17 protein-coding genes are annotated in these 19,677 nt (G+C 75.0%); 10 read left to right on the forward strand and 7 right to left on the reverse strand.

Going from position 1 to position 19,677, the window contains the following annotated elements; translation table 11 throughout:
- Positions 1-12 precede the first annotated feature (12 nt).
- The 3 genes from AB0H57_RS04290 to AB0H57_RS04300 all read left to right on the forward strand — a co-directional run bounded on the left by AB0H57_RS04290 (position 13) and on the right by AB0H57_RS04300 (position 4,398).
- Positions 13-1,545, forward strand: a complete 1,533-nt coding sequence (locus tag AB0H57_RS04290) for an NADH-quinone oxidoreductase subunit M (protein ID WP_357502504.1) — start codon at positions 13-15, stop codon at positions 1,543-1,545.
- A gap of 124 nt (positions 1,546-1,669) precedes the next feature.
- Complete coding sequence (nuoN, locus tag AB0H57_RS04295) at positions 1,670-3,223, forward strand: NADH-quinone oxidoreductase subunit NuoN (RefSeq protein ID WP_357502506.1); 1,554 nt, start codon at positions 1,670-1,672, stop codon at positions 3,221-3,223.
- Between the two features lie 92 nt (positions 3,224-3,315).
- A complete protein-coding gene (locus tag AB0H57_RS04300; RefSeq protein WP_357502508.1) occupies positions 3,316-4,398 on the forward strand; it encodes a polyprenyl synthetase family protein in 1,083 nt (360 codons plus the stop codon).
- 92 nt (positions 4,399-4,490) lie between these two features.
- Here AB0H57_RS04300 and AB0H57_RS04305 read toward each other — a convergent pair whose 3' ends face one another.
- A complete protein-coding gene (locus tag AB0H57_RS04305) occupies positions 4,491-5,690 on the reverse strand; it encodes an MFS transporter (protein ID WP_357502510.1) in 1,200 nt (399 codons plus the stop codon).
- 153 nt (positions 5,691-5,843) lie between these two features.
- Between AB0H57_RS04305 and AB0H57_RS04310 the strand changes: the two genes are divergently transcribed.
- A complete protein-coding gene (locus tag AB0H57_RS04310; RefSeq protein ID WP_357502512.1) occupies positions 5,844-6,626 on the forward strand; it encodes a helix-turn-helix domain-containing protein in 783 nt (260 codons plus the stop codon).
- 140 nt (positions 6,627-6,766) lie between these two features.
- On the opposite strand, the gene AB0H57_RS04315 is transcribed toward AB0H57_RS04310, so the two are convergent.
- Entirely contained in the window at positions 6,767-8,884 is a 2,118-nt protein-coding gene (locus AB0H57_RS04315) for a PhoX family phosphatase (protein WP_357502514.1), read from the reverse strand.
- A 238-nt stretch (positions 8,885-9,122) separates the two neighbouring features.
- Here AB0H57_RS04315 and AB0H57_RS04320 point away from each other — a divergent pair, with 238 nt between their 5' ends.
- Together AB0H57_RS04320 and AB0H57_RS04325 are read left to right on the forward strand one after the other, a co-directional pair.
- The gene (locus AB0H57_RS04320) at positions 9,123-9,617 is read left to right on the forward strand and encodes a sigma-70 family RNA polymerase sigma factor (protein WP_357502837.1); all 495 of its coding nucleotides are present in this window, start codon (positions 9,123-9,125) and stop codon (positions 9,615-9,617) included.
- Positions 9,614-10,303, forward strand: a complete 690-nt coding sequence (locus tag AB0H57_RS04325; RefSeq protein WP_357502516.1) for a zf-HC2 domain-containing protein — start codon at positions 9,614-9,616, stop codon at positions 10,301-10,303. Before AB0H57_RS04320 ends, AB0H57_RS04325 begins: the two co-directional genes overlap by 4 nt.
- 5 nt (positions 10,304-10,308) lie before the next feature.
- On the opposite strand, the gene rarD is transcribed toward AB0H57_RS04325, so the two are convergent.
- From rarD to eccE, 4 genes are all read right to left on the reverse strand, one after another.
- Positions 10,309-11,232, reverse strand: a complete 924-nt coding sequence (rarD, locus tag AB0H57_RS04330) for an EamA family transporter RarD (protein ID WP_357502518.1) — start codon at positions 11,230-11,232, stop codon at positions 10,309-10,311.
- Entirely contained in the window at positions 11,229-11,729 is a 501-nt protein-coding gene (locus AB0H57_RS04335) for a GNAT family N-acetyltransferase (RefSeq protein ID WP_357502520.1), read from the reverse strand. Before AB0H57_RS04335 ends, rarD begins: the two co-directional genes overlap by 4 nt.
- Positions 11,730-11,837: 108 nt before the next feature.
- A complete protein-coding gene (locus AB0H57_RS04340; protein WP_357502522.1) occupies positions 11,838-12,224 on the reverse strand; it encodes a phage holin family protein in 387 nt (128 codons plus the stop codon).
- A 98-nt stretch (positions 12,225-12,322) separates the two neighbouring features.
- Positions 12,323-14,146: a type VII secretion protein EccE gene (gene eccE, locus AB0H57_RS04345; RefSeq protein ID WP_357502523.1), complete on the reverse strand. Its 1,824-nt coding sequence runs from the start codon at positions 14,144-14,146 to the stop codon at positions 12,323-12,325.
- Between the two features lie 272 nt (positions 14,147-14,418).
- Between eccE and AB0H57_RS04350 the strand changes: the two genes are divergently transcribed.
- Positions 14,419-14,739 (forward strand): WXG100 family type VII secretion target, encoded by a 321-nt coding sequence (locus AB0H57_RS04350; RefSeq protein ID WP_357502525.1) that lies wholly within the window; start codon positions 14,419-14,421, stop codon positions 14,737-14,739.
- Between the two features lie 21 nt (positions 14,740-14,760).
- Entirely contained in the window at positions 14,761-15,054 is a 294-nt protein-coding gene (locus AB0H57_RS04355) for a WXG100 family type VII secretion target (protein ID WP_357502527.1), read from the forward strand.
- A 127-nt stretch (positions 15,055-15,181) separates the two neighbouring features.
- Here the strand turns inward: AB0H57_RS04355 and mycP are convergent, their stop codons facing one another.
- Entirely contained in the window at positions 15,182-16,390 is a 1,209-nt protein-coding gene (mycP, locus tag AB0H57_RS04360; protein ID WP_357502529.1) for a type VII secretion-associated serine protease mycosin, read from the reverse strand.
- Between the two features lie 152 nt (positions 16,391-16,542).
- Between mycP and AB0H57_RS04365 the strand changes: the two genes are divergently transcribed.
- Positions 16,543-19,314, forward strand: coding sequence for an SseB family protein (locus AB0H57_RS04365; protein ID WP_357502531.1), 2,772 nt, complete (start codon positions 16,543-16,545; stop codon positions 19,312-19,314).
- The gene (locus tag AB0H57_RS04370) at positions 19,311-19,676 is read left to right on the forward strand and encodes a hypothetical protein (protein ID WP_357502839.1); all 366 of its coding nucleotides are present in this window, start codon (positions 19,311-19,313) and stop codon (positions 19,674-19,676) included. Before AB0H57_RS04365 ends, AB0H57_RS04370 begins: the two co-directional genes overlap by 4 nt.
- Position 19,677 lies beyond the last annotated feature (1 nt).

Here is a 19,677-nt window from a genome sequence, read left to right on the forward strand (position 1 = left end):
TAAGGCCGCATAATGTCCAACTTCCCGTTCCTCTCGGTGCTGACCGTGCTGCCGCTGGTCGGTGCCCTGGTCGTGGCCCTGCTGCCGCGGCGCAACCCGGACCTGGCCAAGCTGGTGGCGTTCGGCTGGTCGCTGCTGGTGCTGGTGCTGTCGGTGGTCATGTGGATCGCCTTCTCCGCCGGCGGTGACCGGTTCCAGTTCCGCGAGTCGTACCCGTGGATCCCGACCTGGGGGGTCCGGTTCACCTTCGCGGCGGACGGCATCGCGCTGGTCATGCTGATGCTGATCGCGATCCTGGTGCCGCTGGTGATCCTGGCGTCCTGGCACGACGCCGAGTCGTCCAAGCGCTCGGTGCCGGTCTACTTCGCCCTGCTGCTCGTCCTCGAATGCACGATGATCGGCGTCTTCGCCGCCGCCGACGTCTTCCTGTTCTACGTGTTCTTCGAGGTCATGCTGGTGCCGATGTACTTCCTCATCGGCAGCTACGGCGGCCACCAGCGGCAGTACGCGGCGGTGAAGTTCTTCCTCTACTCGCTGGTCGGCGGCCTGTTCATGCTGGCCGCGGTGATCGGCCTCTGGGTGGTCGGCGGCCGGACCTTCGACTGGGCCGAGCTGGCCAACGCGGACATCTCCACCGGCACCGCCCGCTGGCTGTTCCTCGGCTTCTTCATCGCGTTCGCCATCAAGGCGCCGTTCTTCCCGTTCCACACCTGGCTGCCGGACGCCGGTGGCGCGGCCCCGGCCGGCGCGGCGGCGCTGCTGGTCGGCGTGCTGGACAAGGTCGGCACCTTCGGCATCCTGCGCTACTGCCTCCCGCTGTTCCCGGAGGCGTCCCGGTGGTTCGCGCCCTGGGCGCTGGCACTCGGCGTGATCGGCATCATCTACGCCGCGTTGCTGGCGGTCGGCCAGAACGACCTGAAGCGGCTGGTGTCGTACACCTCGATCGCGCACTTCGGTTTCATCGGGGTCGGCATCTTCGCCTTCACCACCCAGGCCGGCACCGGCGCGGTGCTCTACATGCTCAACCACGGGCTGGCCACCGGCCTGCTCTTCCTGGTGGTGGGCATGCTGATCGCCCGCCGCGGCTCGGCGATGATCAGCGACTTCGGCGGCGCGGGCAAGCTGGTGCCGCTGCTGGCCGGCGTGCTCTTCTTCGCCGGTCTGGCGTCGCTGGCGCTGCCCGGCACCGCGCCGTTCATCTCCGAGTTCCTGGTGCTGATCGGCACCTTCACGGTCAACAAGCCGGTCGCGGTGATCGCCACGCTGGGCATCGTCCTGGCCGCCGCGTACGTGCTGTGGATGGTGCAGCGCACCACCCAGGGCACGTTGAACCCGGCGCTGACCGAGATCGAGGGGATGCGCCGTGACCTGAACCTGCGCGAGAAGCTGGTGGTCGGGCCGCTGATCGCGCTGATCGTGCTGCTCGGCTTCTATCCGAAGCCGGTCACCGACGTGATCAACCCCGCCGTCCAGGCGACCATGCAGGACGTCGGCAAGACCGACCCGGCTCCCGAGGTCGGCAGCGTCCAGGAGGCCAGCCGATGATCTCCGCAGCCGTGAACCCGCGCCCGGGCGGCCGAGTCCTTCCGCCGCCTGAAAGGTCGGTATCGGTGAGCGCGAGGAGTGCAGCGCAGCGGAGCCCCGCAGCCGCGAACGAAAGGTCGGTACAGTGACCGAGCTGAAGTTGCCGTCGATCGACTACGGCGCCATCGCTCCGATCCTGATCATGCTGGGCGCGGCGTTGCTCGGCGTGCTGGTCGAGGCGTTCGTGCCCCGGCGGCTCCGGCACTGGACGCAGCTGCTGCTCGCGCTGGCGGCGGTCTTCGCCGCGCTGGCCATGGTGGTCGTCCACGCCGACGACCGGCTGATCACGGTCGGCGGGGCGATCGCGGTGGACGGGCCTACCCTGTTCCTCCAGGGCGCGATCCTGATCCTCGCCGCGATGGCGCTGCTGCTGATCGGCGAGCGGTCGGTGGAGCGGGGCGGATACTTCGTGGCCCAGGCCGCGGTCACCGCCGAGTCGGCCGACGACCGCCGGCAGGCGGAGGGCGCCGGTGGCGCCACCGAGGTGTACCCGCTGACCACCTTCGCCATCGGCGGCATGCTGATCTTCGTGTCGGCGAACGACCTGCTGACCATGTTCATCGCGCTCGAGGTCTTCTCGCTGCCGCTGTACCTGCTCTGCGCGCTGGCCCGTCGCCGCCGGCTGCTGAGCCAGGAGGCGTCGATGAAGTACTTCCTGCTCGGCGCGTACGCCTCGGCCTTCTTCCTGTTCGGCGTGGCCCTGGTGTACGGCTTCACCGCCGGCACCCCGGGCCGGTCGGCCGGCGTCGACTTCGCCACCGTGCACGCGGCGGTCGGTGGCTCGCCGGCCAGCCCGCTGCTGCTCTTCGCCGGCATCGCGCTGCTCTCCATCGGCCTGCTCTTCAAGGCCGCCGCGGCGCCGTTCCACGTCTGGACGCCGGACGTCTACCAGGGCGCCCCGACCCCGGTGACCGGCTTCATGGCGGCCTGCACCAAGGTCGCCGCCTTCGGCGCCCTGCTGCGGGTCTTCCACGTCGCGTTCGGCGGGGCGGCCTGGGACTTCACCCCGGTGATCGGCGCGGTGGCGGTGCTGACGATGCTGGTCGGTGCGGTGCTCGCGGTGACCCAGACCGACATCAAGCGGCTGCTGGCGTACTCGTCGATCGCGAACGCCGGTTACCTGCTGGTGGGCGTGCTCTCGCCGAGCAAGGACGGGCTCTCCGGCACGATGTTCTACCTGGTCGCGTACGGTTTCTCGGTGCTCGCCGCGTTCGCGGTGGTGACGCTGGTCCGGGACGCCGACGGGGAGGCCACCCACCTGTCCCGCTGGGCGGGGCTGGGCCGGCGCTCGCCGTTCTTTGCGGGGATCTTCACCTTCATCCTGCTCGCCTTCGCCGGCATCCCGCTGACCAGCGGCTTCACCAGCAAGTTCGCGGTCTTCGCCCCGGCGCTGGACGCGAACCAGGCGTGGCTGGTGGTCGCCGGCGTGCTGACCAGCATGGTGCTGGCCTTCCCGTACCTGCGGGTCGTGGTGATGATGTGGCTCTCCGAGCCGGGCGAGGCCACCCCGACGGTCGCCGTGCCGGGTGGGCTGACCGCCGCCGCGCTCATGATCGGCGTGGCCGCCACGTTGGTCCTCGGCGTGGCTCCGGCGCCGCTGCTGGATCTGGCGAGCGGTGCGGCCGAATTTGTCCGATGACGGACGTCCGTGAGGCCGGGGGCCGGTACGCCGATGGCGTGCCGGCCCCCGGCCCGTGTGCCCCGTCCGGAGCCAGGTCGAACGGGTGTGGCATGGTTGATGACGTGGTGAATCCGGCTGGCGCACGTTCAGGTGCCACCGGCTCCGGCGAGGGTCGGAGCCCGGTGGGCACGGGTCAGTTCGGCGCGCTCGGGCTGCACCTTGCCGATCCGGCCGTCGAGCGGTCCGTGCTGGGCCTGCTGGAGGTCGTCGAGGGGGAGCTGCGGTCGAGCGTGGCCAGCGCTGACCCCCTGGTCACCGAGGCCTCGCGGCACCTTGTGGAGGCCGGCGGGAAGCGGTTCCGGCCGCTGCTGGTCGCGTTGGGGGCGCAGTTCGGCGACCCGTCCGCCGCGCAGGTGGTGCCCGCCGCGGTGGTGATGGAGCTCACCCATCTGGCCACCCTCTACCACGACGACGTGATGGACGAGGCGGCGATGCGCCGGGGCGCCCCGAGCGCCAACTCCCGCTGGACCAACTCGGTGGCCATCCTGGTCGGCGACTACCTCTTCGCCCGGGCCGCGGACATCGCGGCCGAGCTGGGCACCGAGGCGGTACGCCTGCAGGCCCGCACCTTCGCCCGGCTGGTGCACGGCCAGATCGCCGAGACGGTCGGGCCCCGCGACTCCGACCCGGTCGCCCACTACCTGCACGTGATCGCCGAGAAGACCGGTTCGCTGATCGCCACCTCGGCCCGGTTCGGCGGCATGTTCGGCGGCGCCTCCGGTGTGCACACCGAGGCCCTGGCCGGCTACGGCGAGACGATCGGGGTCGCCTTCCAGCTCTCCGACGACCTGCTCGACATCGCCTCCGAGTCGATGCAGTCCGGCAAGACACCCGGCACCGACCTGCGGGAGGGCGTGCCGACCCTGCCGGTGCTCTACGCCCTCGCCTCGGACGACGCCGACGCGGCGAGCGTACGGCTGCGGGAGATCCTGGCGACCGGCCCGTTGGTCGACGACGCGTTGCACGCCGAGGCGCTCGGCCTGCTCCGCGAGTCCCCGGCCCTCAAGCGCGCCCGCGAGACGGTCCGCAGCTACGCCGAGGACGCCCGCGCCCAGCTCGCCCCGCTGCCGCCGGGCCCGGCCCGCGCGGCCCTCGAATCCCTCTGCGACTACATCGCCGACCGCACCAGCTGACCCCACCCCTCCCGGCCCCCAGCCCGGCTCCCCCGGCGTTGACCAAGGTGTCTGCGTCGGGATTCGTGCTCACCGGGACGCAAACTCCTTGATCAATGGAGCGATGGGCGGGGCGGGGTGAGGAGGCGGCTGGCGGTGAGCATGAGGGTGGCGGCCAGGAGCATGGACAGGGCGCCGATCAGCCACATCGCGGGGTAGCCGAGGTGGCCGGCGGCGGCACCGAGGCCGAGCGGGCCGAGGCAGCCGCCCGCGTACACCCCGGTCTGGGTGATCGAGGTGGCCGCGGCCGGGGCCTGCGGATGCAGCTTGACCACCGCGAAGTTCATCAGCCCGGGCCAGGCCCAGCCCAGCCCGAAGCCGAGCACCACGCCGGCCACCAGCGGCACCGGGCCGGCCACCGCGAGCAGCCCCAGCCCGACCGCGCCGACCACCAGCATGCCGGCGATCAGCGCCACGTGCCCCTCGGCCCGCCGGTCGGCCAGCCAGCCGGCGCCGACCCGGGCGGCCACGCAGACCGCGCTGCCCAGGGTCAGGGTGAGGCCGGCCAGCCCGGGCGCGAGGCCCCGGGCGACCGACGAGTCGACCACGAAGGTGCCCAGGGCGTTGGCGGCGGCCGCGGCCAGGGTGGCGGCGGCCCCGACCACCAGCAGGGGCAGGGTAGCCCGGCCGCCGGTCGTCCGGGTGGTCCGCCGGGCCGTCGCGGGCCGCGCCGCGGCGGGTACGGCGGGCAGCGCGGCCAGGGCGGCCCCGGCGGCAGCCACGAAGGCCCAGCGCCAGCCCACGGTCAGCGCGATGGCCGGTACGGCGGCCCCGGCCAGCAGCGTGGAGACCGGGATGGCGGCCTGCTTCACGCCGAACGACAGGCCCTGCCGCCGGGCCGGCACATGCTCCGCCAGCGCCGCGTTGCTGGCCAGTTGGCCCAGCGCGTTGGCGGCGGCGCTGAGCCCGAGCAGGACGACCAGGAGCGGGTACGACCGGGCCAGCCCCGCCACGGCCAGCAGCGCCCCGGCGGAGAGCAGGATGCCGGCGCGGGCCACCGGCGCCGGACCGAACCGCTCCACCAGCGCCCCCGAGGGCACCGAGGCCAGCGCGCTGATCCCGAAGTAGACCGAGACGGCCAGCCCGAGCCCGGTCGGGGTGAAGCGCAGGTCCTGGGACATCTGCACGGCGAGGCCGCCGACCAGGAAGACCGGCAGGACGCAGGCGATGGTGACGGCGGTGGCGCCGGCCCCGGCCCGTACCGGGCGGGGTGGCGCGGACCCGGGCGGGGAGGCGAGTGCGGTGTCGGCCATGATTCGGCAAACCTACGCCGCCGGTTCCGAACAACGGATTGTGTCCGTCACCGCACGCGCTGTGGGCGAGGTTCTGGCATCCTCGACCCGAACAGGCATTTCGCACGGGGCCTCCATTTCATATGGTGTAAGTCCCCGGCGGCGGAGGTGGTTGTGCGCGACCCCTTGGCGGAACCTTCGGATCTGATCCGGAGCGTGTCCCGCGCGCTACGCGTGCTCGAGTCGGTCGGTCGCGCTCCCAGAGGGCTCACCGTCAAGCAGATCGCCCGGCGCTGCGAGCTGACCGTCGCCACCACCTATCACCTGGTCCGCACGCTGGCGTACGAGGGCTACGTGATCCGCCGGGAGGACGGCACGTACATCGTCGGAATGGAGATCGCCGACCGGTACCGCGAACTGGTCACCGCGTTCCGTGGGCCGGCCCCGGTCGGGGAGTCGCTGCGCCGGGCCGCCATGGAGACCGGCTACAGCCACTTCCTCGGCCGCTTCGTGGGTGGCCAGGTGGCGATCACCGCGACCGCCGAGGGTCCCCGCTCGCCGTACCTGGAGGACCTCGTCCCCGGCTTCGACGAGGGCGCGCACGCCACCGCGCTGGGCAAGGCCCTGCTCGCCACCCTCACGCCCGACCAGCGGCTGCGCTACCTGCGGGAGTACGGCATGCGGCCGTTCACCACGGCCACCCTGACCACCGCCGACGCCTTCGAGGCGGACCTGGCCGCCGGTGACCGGCGCGGCATGCAGTTGGAGCTGGGCCAGTTCCGGCAGGGGGTGGCCTGCGCCGCGGTGCTGGTCACCCCGGACAAGGATCTGGAGCGCCGGCTGGTGCTCGCCTGCGCGCTGCCGGCCGGCGAGATGATGACCTCCGCCCGGGTGGTCCGGGCGAAGCTGCTCACCGTCGCGCGCAGCGTCGCCGACGCGGTCGCGGCGGAGAACTGACCCCGCAGGGCGACCCGCGGCAGGCCGCCCGGAACGCCGCGGGGCCCGGCCGTCCCGCGAGACCCGGCACGCCGAGGGGCCCTCTCCCCGGCTGGGAGAGGGCCCCGGGCGGCGGTCCAGCGCCGGACCGCCGAGGAGGGTCAGCTGCCGATCGGGCCGCCGTCGAGCCGCCAGGCGACCACCACGCCCGGCTTGGCGTAGTCGCCGTCCGGCCAGGTCGAGGCCGGCTTCTCCACCGACGCGCCGGTGACCTCCCCGGGGTGCTGTACGGCCACGAAGGCCGAGCGGTTGTCCCCGGTGATGAACGGGCCGCAGGTCTCCGCGCCCAGCGGCACGGTGAGGAACTGCTTCAGGTGACCGCGCTCCGGGCCGTCCACGGCGGTGGCGAAGAGGCCGTCGTTGCTGCCCAGCGCGTTGCCGTCGGTCGAGATCCAGAGGTTGCCGGTGGCGTCGAAGGCGACGTTGTCCGGGCAGGAGATGGGGGAGACCTTCGTCTTGTCGTACCCGGCGAAGTGGGTGGCCGGGTCGGCCGGGTCGCCGCAGACGATCGGCAGCGACCAGGCGAACGACTCGGCGGTGTTGTCGCCCCGGTCCTCGACCAGCTCCAGGATCTGCCCGTGCCGGTTGGCGGTGCGCGGGTTGGCCTCGTCGGCCTTCGGGTTGCTGCCGACGCCCCGGTTGCTGTTGTTGGTCAGCGCCACGTACACCTTGCCGGTGAGCAGGCTCGGCTCGACGTCCTCGGGCCGGTCCATCTTGGTCGCGCCCACCTTGTCCCCGGCGAGCCGGGTGAAGGTGAGCACCTCGGCGGCGGTCATCCCGTCCACGTACGAGCGGTTGCCGCTGACCAGCTTGATCCACTCGCCGCGCCCGTCGAACGCGCCGTCGGCGGGGAGCCTGCCGCTGCCGTCGATCTCGGCGGCGCTGTTCCCGGCCAGCCTGGCGACGTAGAGGGTGCCGGACTCCAGCAGGGTCAGGTTGTGCCGGCGGGCCACCGACGAGTCGCCCGGCAGGAACTTCTTGTCCGAGACGAACTTGTACAGGTAGTCGAACCGCTCGTCGTCGCCCATGTACGCCACGACGTGGCCGTTCTTCGCCACGATGACGTTGGCGCCCTCGTGCTTGAACCGGCCCAGCGCGGTGTGCTTGCGCGGCGTGCTGTCCGGGTCGAACGGGTCGATCTCGACGATCCACCCGAAGCGGTGCGCCTCGTTGGGGTGCTTCGCCAGGTCGAAGCGCTCGTCGGCGCGCTCCCACTTGCGGCTGGCGCTCGGGTAGCGCACGTCGGTGGGGATGCCGTACCGGGCCAGCTTCGGCTTCAGCTCGGCGGGCGCGCCGTCGCCGCCGACGAAGTACTGGTTGAAGTTCTCCTCGCCGGAGAGCACGGTGCCCCACGGGGTGACCCCGCCCGCGCAGTTGTTCAGCGTGCCGACCACCGTACGGCCCCTGGGGTCGGCGGCGGTGCGCAGCCAGGCCGCGCCGGCGGCCGGGCCGGTCAGCTCGAACTGGGTGGCCAGGGCGGTGACCCGCCGGTTGTACCGGCGGCCGTTGCGGGCCGGCCGCCACTGCCCGGTGCTCTCCACCCGCTCCAGCTCCACCACGGACATGCCGTGCGCGGCCATCGCCACCCGCAGCTGCTCCACGGAGAGCGCGTCCAGGCCGGTGAAGCCGGGGAACATCAGGTCCTCGTTGGTGTACTCGTGGTTGACCACGAGCAGCGCCCGCTTCCGGTCGATCGGCAGCACCCCGACGAAGTCGTTGTTGTAGCCGAACTGCCGGGCCTGCGCCGCGGCGGTCTGGGCGTGCAGGTCGAACGCCGGGGCCCCGGGGACCACCGGGTCGCCCCACTTGATGACGACGGCGTGGTCGTAGCCGTTCGGCACCACCAGGCTGTCGAGCTTGTTCGGCGGGATCGGGCTGAAGGTCAGCGCCCCGTTGCCGATCCCGCCGGGCCCGGCACCCGGACCGGCCGGGCCGGCCGCCGGTGCGGCGGGCGCCGCGCCGGCCGGAGCGGCACCGGCCAGCGCGCCGACGGCGGCGCCACCGAAGCCCAGGACCAGGGCGCCGACCGCGCCGGCCCGGACGACCCCGCGCCGGGAGACCTCCGCGTCGACCAGGTCGCCGAAGTACGGGTTGTCGGAGGAGTTCGGTACCGGGTGGTCGCAGGCGTTGCCGCACCGGTACAGGCAGGTCATCGCGTCGCGGCTGCCGTGCCGGCGGTTGGCGCCGAGCAGCGGGAGCAGCCGGGGACGGTCGCTCATGGGCAGTGGCCTCCTGAGAAGACGTCGTGGCACACCGGGTTCACCCGGGCGCGTACCGGCCGGACGCTGCCAGGGTGCGGTGAGCGGGGCTCGGCGGGTGAGTGAACCGGGCGTGAACACCTGCGCCGCGAGCTGCGGATGAACCGAGCGGGCCCGGCGTACGTATGCAGGAACGGACCCACAACCGGACTCGCCGCCGAGAGCGAGGGAGACCGCCATCAGCGACCACGACGCCCAGCTGCTGCGCGCGCTGCACGACGAGCACGCGGAGGCGCTCTTCGGCTACGCCCTGCGACTGGTGAACGGGGACCGGCCGCGGGCCGAGGACCTGGTGCAGGAGACGTTGCTGCGGGCCTGGCGGCACCCGGAGTCGCTGGACCCGCGGCGCGGGTCGGTGCGCGCCTGGCTCTTCACCACCGCCCGGAACCTGGCCATCGACGCCTGGCGGCGCCGGTCCAACCGGGTCGGCGAGGTCTTCACCGACCAGCTGCCCGACCAGCCGGGCATGGTCGACGAGGCGGAACGCGCGGTGGAGGCGTGGACCGTCGCGGAGGCGCTGAGCCGGCTCAGCCCCACCCACCGGGACGTGCTGGTGGAATGCTTCTACCAGGGACGGTCGGTGGCCGAGGCCGCCGCCCGGCTCGGCGTGCCGCCGGGCACCGTGAAGTCCCGTACCCACTACGCCCTGCGTTCGTTGCGGCTGGTCCTGGCCGAGATGGGGGTGACCGGATGACCCGCTGCGAGTTCGCGCACGACGACGGCGCGTACGTGCTGGGCGCCCTGACCCCCGGCGAGCGGGCCGCCTACGAGCGGCACCTGACCAGCTGCGCGACCTGCCGGGCGGCGGTCGCCGAGATCGCCGTGCTGCCGGGGCTGCTGGGTCGGCTCGACGCGGCCGCGCTGGCGGAGTTCCTGCCGGCGGCGGAGGACACCCGGGTGCCCGCGCTGCTCGCCGCCGCGACCGAGCGCCGGCGCCGCGAGCGGTCCGGCGTGCGTCGGCGGTACGCGCTGACCGGGCTGGTCGCCGCGGCGCTCGCGCTGGTGGTCGGGGTGGCCGTGGCCGGGCTGCTGCGCCCGGCGGCGCCGCCGGCCGCCGCGCCGGTGCGGATGGTGGCGATGACGCCGGTCGCGGCGGGGGTGCCGGTGCACGCCGAGATCGGGCTGACCGGCACCGAGTGGGGCACCGAGGTCACCATGCGCTGCGGGTACGACGCCACCGCCGGCTACCACAAGGCGTACGCGTTCCGGCTGGTGGCGCACGGTCCGGACGGCCAGACCGAGCAGCTCGGGTCGTGGCTGGCCGCCCCCGGCGACGACCTGCGCCTGACCGGCGCGACCCGGTTCACCGGCGCGGAGCTGGTCCGCCTGGAGCTGACCCGCGCCGACGGCACGCCCGTGCTCGCCTACGACGTGGACTGACCGGGTCAGCGGGCGGCGGGCACCGGGACCGGGGCGCGGCGGGCGGCGGCGCGGGTGCGGCGGGTGTGGCGGACCGCGTCGACGGTGAAGACGATCAGCGCCAACCAGACCAGGGCGAAGCCGGCCAGTCGGGCGGGGGGCATCGGCTCGTGGAAGATCAGCACGCCGCAGCCGAGCTGGAGGACGGGCGCCAGGTACTGGATCATGCCCAGCCCGGTCAGCGGCAGCCGGTTCGCCGCGCCGGCGAAGAGCAGCAGCGGGATCGCGGTGGCCGCCCCGGCCAGCACCAGCAGCACGGTGTGCGCCGCGGAGACGTGCCCGAAGGTCGCGTCGCCGCGCTGCGCCAGCCACCCCAGGTAGGCCAGCGCCGGCAGCGCCAGCACCGCCGACTCGACGAAGAGCCCCTCCGTGGCGGGCAGTCCGAGCTGCTTCTTGGCCAGCCCGTACCCGGCGAAGCTGAAGGCCAGGGTGAGCGCCAGGTACGGCAGCCGGCCGTAGTCGACGGTCAGCACGACCACCGCCGCCAGCCCGACGCCCATTGCCGCCCACTGCCCGGGGCGCAGCCGCTCGTGCAGCACGAACACCCCGAGCAGCACCACCACGAGCGGGTTGATGAAGTAACCGAGCGCGGTCTCCACCACCCGGTCGGAGGTCACCCCGTAGATGTAGGTGCCCCAGTTGATCCCGATCAGCACGGCGGCCGCGGCGATCCCGGCCAGCGCGCGGGGCCGACGGGCCAGCGCGCGCAGGAAGCCGATGTTGCGGGCGGCGGCGAGCAGCAGCGCCACCAGGGCCACCGACCAGACGACCCGGTGCGCGAGGATCTCCACCGGACCGGCCGGGCGCAGCAGCTTGAAGTAGAGCGGGAGGAAACCCCAGAGCAGGTACGCGCCGATGCCGTACAGGTAGCCGAGGCGGAGCTGGTTCACGCCTCCACCGTAAGTGGTGTAGTGGCGCCTTGCTCCTTTCCGGTGAGCGGGCTCACCGGGGGTTCTCCGCGCTGGTCGAGCTGCATGTAGCGGTCCGGGGCGACCGGGGCGAAGCCGAGCTTCGCGTACACCCCGTGGGCGTCGTTGGTGGCCAGCAGGATCCGGCGTACGCCGAGCCCGGCGAGGTGGTCGCGGGCCGCCCCGGCGAGCCAGCCGCCCAGCCCGCGGCCCCGCTCGGCGCGGTCCACGTAGACGTCGCAGAGCCAGGCGAAGGTGGCCCCGTCGGTGACCACCCGGGCGACCGCCACCTGCCCGCCGTCGCCGGGCCGGTAGACGCCGTACCCGATGGAGCCGGCGAAGGCCCGCTCGACCGTCGCCCGGTCCCGCCCGAGCGCCCAGTACGCGTCGGTGCTGAGCCAGTGGTGCACCAGGTCGAGGTCGAGCCGGCCGGGGTCGGTGCTGAGCTGGTAGCCGTCGGCGCGGGTCAGGGTGAGCACGCCGACCAGGCTAGTCCCGCCGCACCCCGCCCTCGCCAGCCAATTCCCGGTCGCTGGACCGCTGGCTCCGGCCGGCCGCCCGAGTGCGGCGACCGGCCGGGCCGGCGCTCAGTCGCGGTCCAGGACCGCGCCGAGGATCCAGGTGACCAGGCTGACGAAGAGCGCGCCGAGCACCGCGGCCGGCCAGAAGCCGTCCACGTGGAACGGCAGCCCGGCCTGGCCGGCGATCCAGCTGGTGAGCAGGAAGAGCAGGCCGTTCACCACCAGCGCGATGAGCCCGAGGGTGAGCAGGTAGAAGCCGCAGCCGACGGTCTTGATGATCGGTTGGAGCACCGCGTTGACCACACCGAAGATCACCGCGACGAGCACCAGGGTGGTGACGGTCTCGGTGGCCGAGGTGGAGTCCAGCGAGATGCCGGGGATGAGCGACGTGGCCAGCCAGAAGGCGAACGCCGTCGCCGCCAGCCGGATCAGAATTCCCTTCAGAAAACCCATGGCGGGCATCGTGCCACGGCCGATGGATGTAAGGAGACGGCCCCTGTTAACGCATTCTGTACCGGCGGGGGCCCCGCTTGACACCGCTGGGCGGCGAGTCAGCGGCGGAGGGGGCGGCCGATGATCTGGGACTCGATCGGGGTCGGGGAGAGCAGCGCCCAGCGCAGCGCGCGCCGGTTCACCACCGCGACCATGTCCTCCCGGATCCGGGTCAGCCACTCCGCCGAGCCGCCCAGGCCGAGCGCCGTGCCGGCCAGCCCCGCCTCCGTCGCGGTCAGCGGTTGCAGCACCGCCAGGTCGGCCCGGGCCAGTGCCTCGACGTCCGCCGCGGTCAGCTCGTCGCGGACGACCAGGGTGGACCGCCACTGCGGCCCGGGCGCCGGATCGGCCGGCACCGGCCCGACGTCCAGCACCAGCAGCAGCGGCCGCAGGGAGGTGCCGGTGGCCTCGCCCACCGGGCGCCCGGGTGGCAGCACCGGAATGGCGCCGGCGGGCGCGGCGACGCCCCGGACGAACGGCTCCCAGGCCCGTGGCCGGCCGGTCTGCACCACCACCGCGGCGCCCAGCGCCATCGCGCGTACGGTCAGCAGTTGCGCCGCGCGCAACCCGCCGACCAGCATCACCCGGGTCGCCTCCGGCCGGAACAACCGCACGGTCACCGCGCCGCCGTGCCGGTTGGCGCCCACCATCAACCCGGCGTCGTCCACCGTCAGCTCCGCGGGGCCGCCCGCGCCGTCCGGGCCGGGAGCGCTGGGCAGGGCGGCCAGCGGGAGCGTGGCGGCCAGCCCGGCCAATTGTTCGCCGTCGAGCCGGCGCACCCGCGCGCCGAGCGCCCCGGCCGAGAGCCGGATGGCCTGCGCGGCGGCGGCCAGCTGCGCCGGGGTCGGGCCGGCCAGCCGTACGGTGATCCGGCTGGGCGGCGGCCCCGCCTCGGCGCCGGTGCCCGGCCCGGCGCAGATCGACACGGTGGTGGCGGTGGCCGGCGTGGCCAGCAGCCGCGACACCAGGTGCGCCCAGGCCGGCCCGGCCGCCGGCCGCACCCGGAAGCAGCTCTGCAGCAGCTCGCCGGTGCGGACCGCCTGCCACGACTCCCGTACCGGCCGGGCGTCGTCGAGGTGGGCGAACTCCGCGACGGCGCGTAACGCGGCGGTTTCGCCCAGCGGGCGGGCGGCCGACGGTCCGAGCCGCCGGGCGATCCGGCGGACCGTGCCGGAGAGGGCCCGGCGCAGGTCCTCGTCCGACCAGCCGTCGACCCGGAGCACCCGGACCGCGAGCACCGCCCGGGCCCGCCCGGCCAGCCGCCCGTCGGTGAGCTGCCGGTACGACGTGCCGGCGGTGCCGCCGGCGACCGACGGGCTGGGTGCCGGCGCCGCGACCAGCAGGAGCTGGACGCAGACCGGCGGGCCGTCCGGCGGGGCCGCCGGCAGCAGCGCTGCCGGTGCCGGCAGCGCCCGGGGGTGGCCGCCCAGCAGGTCGCCCGGGTCGCCCACCTCCAGCACCGCGGTCAGCCCGGTCGGGTCGTCCAGCACCGCGGCCGGCCCGCCGGCCAGCTCGGCCGGGCGGACGACGGTGCCCGGGGAGACCAGGTCGAGCAGGCCGGTCGGTCCGTCCGACGGGGGCAGGGCCCGTCGCCGGAACAGGTGGGTCAGGCCCACCGCGAGCCATTCGAAGAGCCACCGACCGCGCCACCGTACGGCGACGGCGGCGCCCAGGAGCCCGGCGGCGACGCCGGCCGCCACCAGGGCCACGCCGCCCCGGCCGGCGACCGCCACCGGCAGGGCGAGCGCCACCTGCCCGGCGGCGACCTGGCCGGCGCGCAACCGGGTCCGGCGCCGTCGGTCGGCCGGCATCCACAGTGGCGGCAGGGGCTGCCGCGGCGGAACCGGAACCGGTGCCCGTCCGCCGGTCGTGGTCGCCGTCACCGCGCCTCCTCCGCCTTTCCGCCGGGCCCGCGCCGTCGCCGGCCCGCCGGAGCGCCGCCCCGGTGCGGCCCATCGTAGGGCCCGCGAGGGTTACGACGGGAACACGCATTGTCCACAGGAGAGCCGACGGGGGTAGCAGGAATGCGACTGGGCGGCTACCGTCAGCGACGAGTTTTGGCGAACGGCCGGCGGCCGGGGCGCCGGCAGCGGCCGGCGACACTCCGGTCAGGACGGTCGCCACCCGCAGGACTACCGAGAAAGCGAGGTGACGGATGGCCGAGACCCAGGCGGAAGCAGTGGTCATGCAGCAGACCGCCGCGAAGTTCGAGCAGGTGGACGAGTCACTGCAGAGCATGCTCAGCAGCCTGATGGCCGAGCTGGAGGTGTTGCAGCAGGCCTGGCAGGGCGCGGGTGGACGCTCGTTCGAGCAGGTCAAGCAGCAGTGGTCGCAGGACCAGGCGGCGTTGCAGCGGGCGTTGCGGGAGACCGCCACCGCGATCCGCACCGCCGGCCGGCAGTACGACGTCTCCGACAGCGAGGCGGCGGGCCGGGTCGCCTCCACCAACCGCGGCGGCATCCAGCTGCCGCTCTGACCGTATGGGGAGGAAGCACCCATGAACGACGGCGTGCTGGTCGTCAACTTCGCCGCGCTGCAACAGGCCGGCGCGGACATCCAGAAGGCGTTGAACACCCTGGACAGCCAGCTCGGGCAGCTGGAACGGGACGCCGCGCCACTCGTGGCGACCTGGTCCGGCGAGGCCCGGCAGGCGTACGAGCAGCGGCAGGCCCGCTGGCGCTCGGCCTCGCAGGACCTCCAGGCCATGCTGCGGGACATCAAGCTCGCGGTGGACGACTCCGCGTCCGACTATCTCGACACCGAGAAGCGGAACGCCAATCTCTTCCAGTGAACCCCGCACGGCGGCGCGGGGCGGGTGTGCGCCCGGCGCCGCCGTGTCCCGTCCGGCCGCGCGGAGTGTGGTCACCCGGCAGGCCGAGTGGCGGCGGGTCGGCGGGTGCCGGTGCCCCGGGGTCGGCTCAGGCCGGCCCGGCGGGTCGCCAGCGGCGGCGGGCGCCCCGGGGCAGCACCACGGCCAGCAGCACCACCGCCAGCACGGCGGTCCCGGCGACCAGTGCCACCAGCACCGCCCGGTCCCGCGCGGTCGCCCGGCGCTCCCGTTGCGCCGCCGCCGTCGGGTCGGGCCGGTCGAGCGGCAGCGCGCCGGCCACGCCGGCCGGCCGGTCCGGGCCGGGGCCGGTCTCGGTGACCGCCCGGTACGGGTTCAACACCCCCGTGCCGTAGCCGCCCCGCCGGCCGTCGCCCGGGGCCGGGTCGGTGGTGGCCAGGATCCGCCGGGTCACCTGCGCCGCGCTCCAGTCCGGGTGGTATTCCCGCAGCAGCGCGGCGGTGGCCGCGACGAACGGCGCCGCGTAGCTGGTCCCCTCCGCCACCACGTGACCCCGGCCGGGGGCGGCGGTCAGCACCTCTCCGCCCGGGGCGACCAGGTCGACGTACGAGCCGGTCTGGGAGAACGCCGACCGGGACCCGTCGACCCCGATCGCGCCCACCCCGAGCACCCCCTCGTACGCCGCCGGGTACGGCCGGGGGTCCCCGCTGTCGTGCAGGTTGCCGGCGGCGGCCACCAGCACCACGTCCCGGTCCCGGGCATGGTCGACCGCGGCCCGTACCGCCGGGTGGTCGGCGTAGAGCACGACGGAGAGGTTCAGCACGTCCGCGTCGTGGTCGACCGCCCAGCGGATGGCCCGGGCGAACTCGGCCGCGCCGACCGTACGCCCCGCTTCCCGGCCGTCGACCACCTGCTGCTCGCTGACCCGTACCGGCAGGATGCGGGCGTCCGGCGCCAACCCCCGGAAGGCCACCCCGGCGACCGGCCCGGCGGCGATGACGCTCGCCACCCCGGTGCCGTGCCCGGCACAGTCCCGCCGGCCGTCGCCGCCCGGGTCCAGCAGGTCGGTGCCGGTCAGCACCCGCCCGGCGAGCTGCGGGTGCCGCCCGTCCACCCCGGAGTCGACCACGGCCACGGTCACCCCGGCACCGGTGGCCAGCGGCGCGAGCCGCTCCGGGGCGTACCGTTGCTGTGGCCACGGTCGATCGGTGACCGTCCGGGCCGGAGCGAGCGGGCTGGCGCAGGGGGGCGGAGCGGCCGGCGCGGCGGTGGCCGGCGCGGCGGCCAGCGAGGCCGCCAGGGCGGCGGTGAGGACCGGGCGTGCAACGGGCCGGGGCATCGACGGCCTCCGTATCGTGTCGGCTCCGGGACCGGATGTTATCGCCTCCCCGGCCGGCCGGCGCACCGCCGCCGGCCAGCCATTGTGATCTTGTTACTACCTTGTAGGTTGTACGCGATGCCGTTGGCCTTTTCGTGGGAGGAGAGGTGGCCGTGACCGACTGGGAGCCGGCTACCGAGGCCGAAGCGGCGATGCGGGACGCGTTGCGCGGCAACGACCAGGAGCTCTACTTCCGCATCCTGGCCCGCACCGACCTCCTGCTGCCGGTGTCCGGCCTGACCGTCGCCGGGGAGACCGCCGGCTGGGGCACCTGGACCACCGGTGGGCGGACTCACGTCCTCGGGTTCACCTCGCCGGCCGCGCTGCACGCCTGCCTCGGCGGGAGCGCCGGACCCACCCGCCGGGCCGCCTACGCCGACCTGGCCGAGGAGTGGCCCAACCACGAGTGGTGGCTGGCGGTCAACCCGGGCCTGCCCGTCGAGGGCTATCTGCCGTCCTGGTTCGTGTCGCAGCTCGCCCGGGGCGACGTCCGGCTGCCCGGTCGCACCATGGGTGCGCGGGCCCGGCTGGAGCGGGTGGAGTCGCTCGCCCGGGCGCGGGCGAACGCCACCACGCCGGAGCGGGAGGCCGCCGGGCCCCCGCCGGTGTCCGCGTACCGTCCGCCGGCCGAGCCGCCCGCCGAAGCGCCACCGCGACCTGCCGCTGACCCCCGGCCGCGACCTGGCGCTGACCCAGCGCCGCGACCTGGGCCGGAGAGCCGGGCCGCTCCGCAGGACGGGCGGACCGAGCCGCCGTCGATCGCCGCGGCGACCACCGGCTGGCCGACCCAGCCGACGGGCCGGTCGTTCTTCGAGCCGGCCGCCCAGCGCCGTGGCGCCGACGAGCCCCGCCGCCCGGGGGAGCGGGCTGTGCCACCGTCCCGGCTCGGCCGGAGCGGCCAGCCCTTTCCCCGTCGCCGGCCGCTGGACGAACCAGTGCCCGCCCGCCCGGCCGGGGATCCGGCGGGCGAGGAACTCACCCAGCGGCTCCGGGCCGGCGGTCCCGACGAGGCACTCACCCAGGCGCTGCCGAGGCGGGGGCCGGAGCCTCCGGCGGAGGCGACCCGGGCGTTCCGGCTGGCCCCCGATCCGACGGTCCCACTGCCGCACCGGTCCGAGCCGGCGCCCGACGAGGTGACCCAGGCCCTGCGGCTCGCCGGGGCCGCCGACCGGCCGGCGCGGCCGCTGAGCCGCCGCGAGCCGAGCGCCGAGGAGCAGACCCAGCGGCTGGCCGGCGCGTCCCCGGCGTACGGGCCGGAGGCCGGCCACGACCCGCCGAGCGCCGCCGAGCCGGTCTCCAGCCCGCCGGCCCCGCGCCGCACCTTCTCACCGATCGTCATAGAGGGCACGGTCATCGAGTCCCGCGACCTCGGCGGGCCGGAGCGGGCGGCACCGCCCGTCGACCGCCCGGCCCGGTCCGGGATGCCCGGCCACGCCGGCCTCTTCGCCGCCCCGCCCGCACCCGAGCCGCCCTCGGCTCCGGCGCCGCCCTCGGCCCCGGCACCTCCCACGGTCGCGGCACCGCCCTCGGCCCCGGCGCCGCCCTCGGTCGCGGTGCCCCCCACGGTCCCGGTGCGGGCGGCCGAGCCGCCGGCGGTCCCGGTCGGGCCGGCCGAGCCAGCGGCGGCCCCCGTGCTGCCGACGGCCCCGGTGCCGCCCGCCATGCCGACGACGGTGGATGCCCCGCCCACAGATCGGCCGGTCCGCCCCGCCGCCCCCGAGCCGGCGTCGTTCCGGCCGCCCGCCGAGCCGGTCCGGCCGCAGCCCGTCCCGCCGGCGGCCGGGCCGGTGCCGGCATACCCGACCGAGGGCGCCCGACCGGGGGCCTCGGTGCCCACCCCGGCCACCGGGCCCGCCTCGGCCGCGGCCAAGCCGGCGGCGGCCGACGCGCCGGGTCCGGCGGCACCGCCGACCGCCGGCTTCCTGCCGGCCAACGAGGTCGAGGAGGAGCTGTACGCCGCGGCCGGCGCCGGCAACACCGACAGCTTTCTCTCCACTCTGCTGCTGGCCCGGGTGCTGCTGCCGGCCGCCCCGGACTCCGCGCCCGGCAGCCGCCCGGGCGACCCCGGCTTCGTCTGGCAGACCGCGCAGCTGGACGGCGGGACGCATGTGGTGGTCTACACCTCGACCGAGCGGATGGCCGAGGACGACGCCCGAGCGGTCGAGACGGTGCTGGTCCGCTTCGTGCAGCTGATCCGCCGCTGGCCCGACCACGACTGGTCGTTCGCGGTCAACCCGGGCACTCCGGTGGGGGCCAAGCTGCCCGGCGAGCAGATCGTCGGGCTGGCCAACTGGGCCGCCGACGTCGGGTTGGGCGACGACCCGGAGACCGAGCCCGAGCCGGCGGCGGCCGAGGCGCCGGCCAGCCGGCCCCGGGTCGCCCCGCCGGTGGCCGACCCGACCCGCCCGGTGGTGATGCAGAAGGCGGTCGCGCCGTCCCAGCTCGCCTACTACCTGGAGCGGGGCTACGACCGGGTCTCCGGCTTCGTGCACCGGGCCACCGAGCTCGCCCACCTGCACACCCCGGCCGAGTTGTACGACGCGCTCGGTCTCGGCCACCCCGACTCGCCCTTCGACCGGGCCGCCGAGGACATCTACGTGCTCCGTTGGCCGGCGTACCGGCCCAGCCTCTACCGCATCCCGTACGGCGGGCAGAACGAGACGGCCATGCGGGCCATGGAGGGCTGGGTCATCGAACGCCCGCCGTTCCGGGGCAACGGTTTCGCCCCGGGGGAGAGCACCGACGTGGTGGCCGAGTTCAAGGTGGACAGCGCCCGGCTGCCGCACGGGGCGCAGCTGTGGCGGATCGGGGCGGACGGCAACGAGCGGGTGGTCGCCGTCCTGGACGCCGACGCGGTGCGCTGGCGACGGGTCGGTGAGGACTGATGCGCGACGGGTACGTGGCCCGCTGGCAGGGCCGGGAATACCAGGCCAGCCCGGACGGCGACGACGTGCGGCTGTACCAGCCCGGCCCGGGCGACGGGTTCGAGGAGGTCCGACCCGGCCGGTACGTGCGGGTGGTGCCGGCCGGCGAGGTCGCCGACCTGGCGTACGTCCGGACCACCTGCACCTGGCAGGGGCAGCCGTTCATCGTGTTGGGCGAGCACGAGGGGTGGCTGCGGGTGGAGTACACCGGCGGCCGCTGGCCGGTGGCCCGGGCGATGGGCCTGGAGGTCTTCGACTTCGGCGTCTACCAGGGCTGGGCCCCCGCGGCGGAGGTCGTGGACCTGCGCGAGCAGCGGGTCTGAG

Origin of the sequence: Micromonospora sp. NPDC050686, from assembly GCF_040654475.1 — a bacterium.
In the GTDB taxonomy this organism is placed as follows: domain Bacteria; phylum Actinomycetota; class Actinomycetes; order Mycobacteriales; family Micromonosporaceae; genus Micromonospora.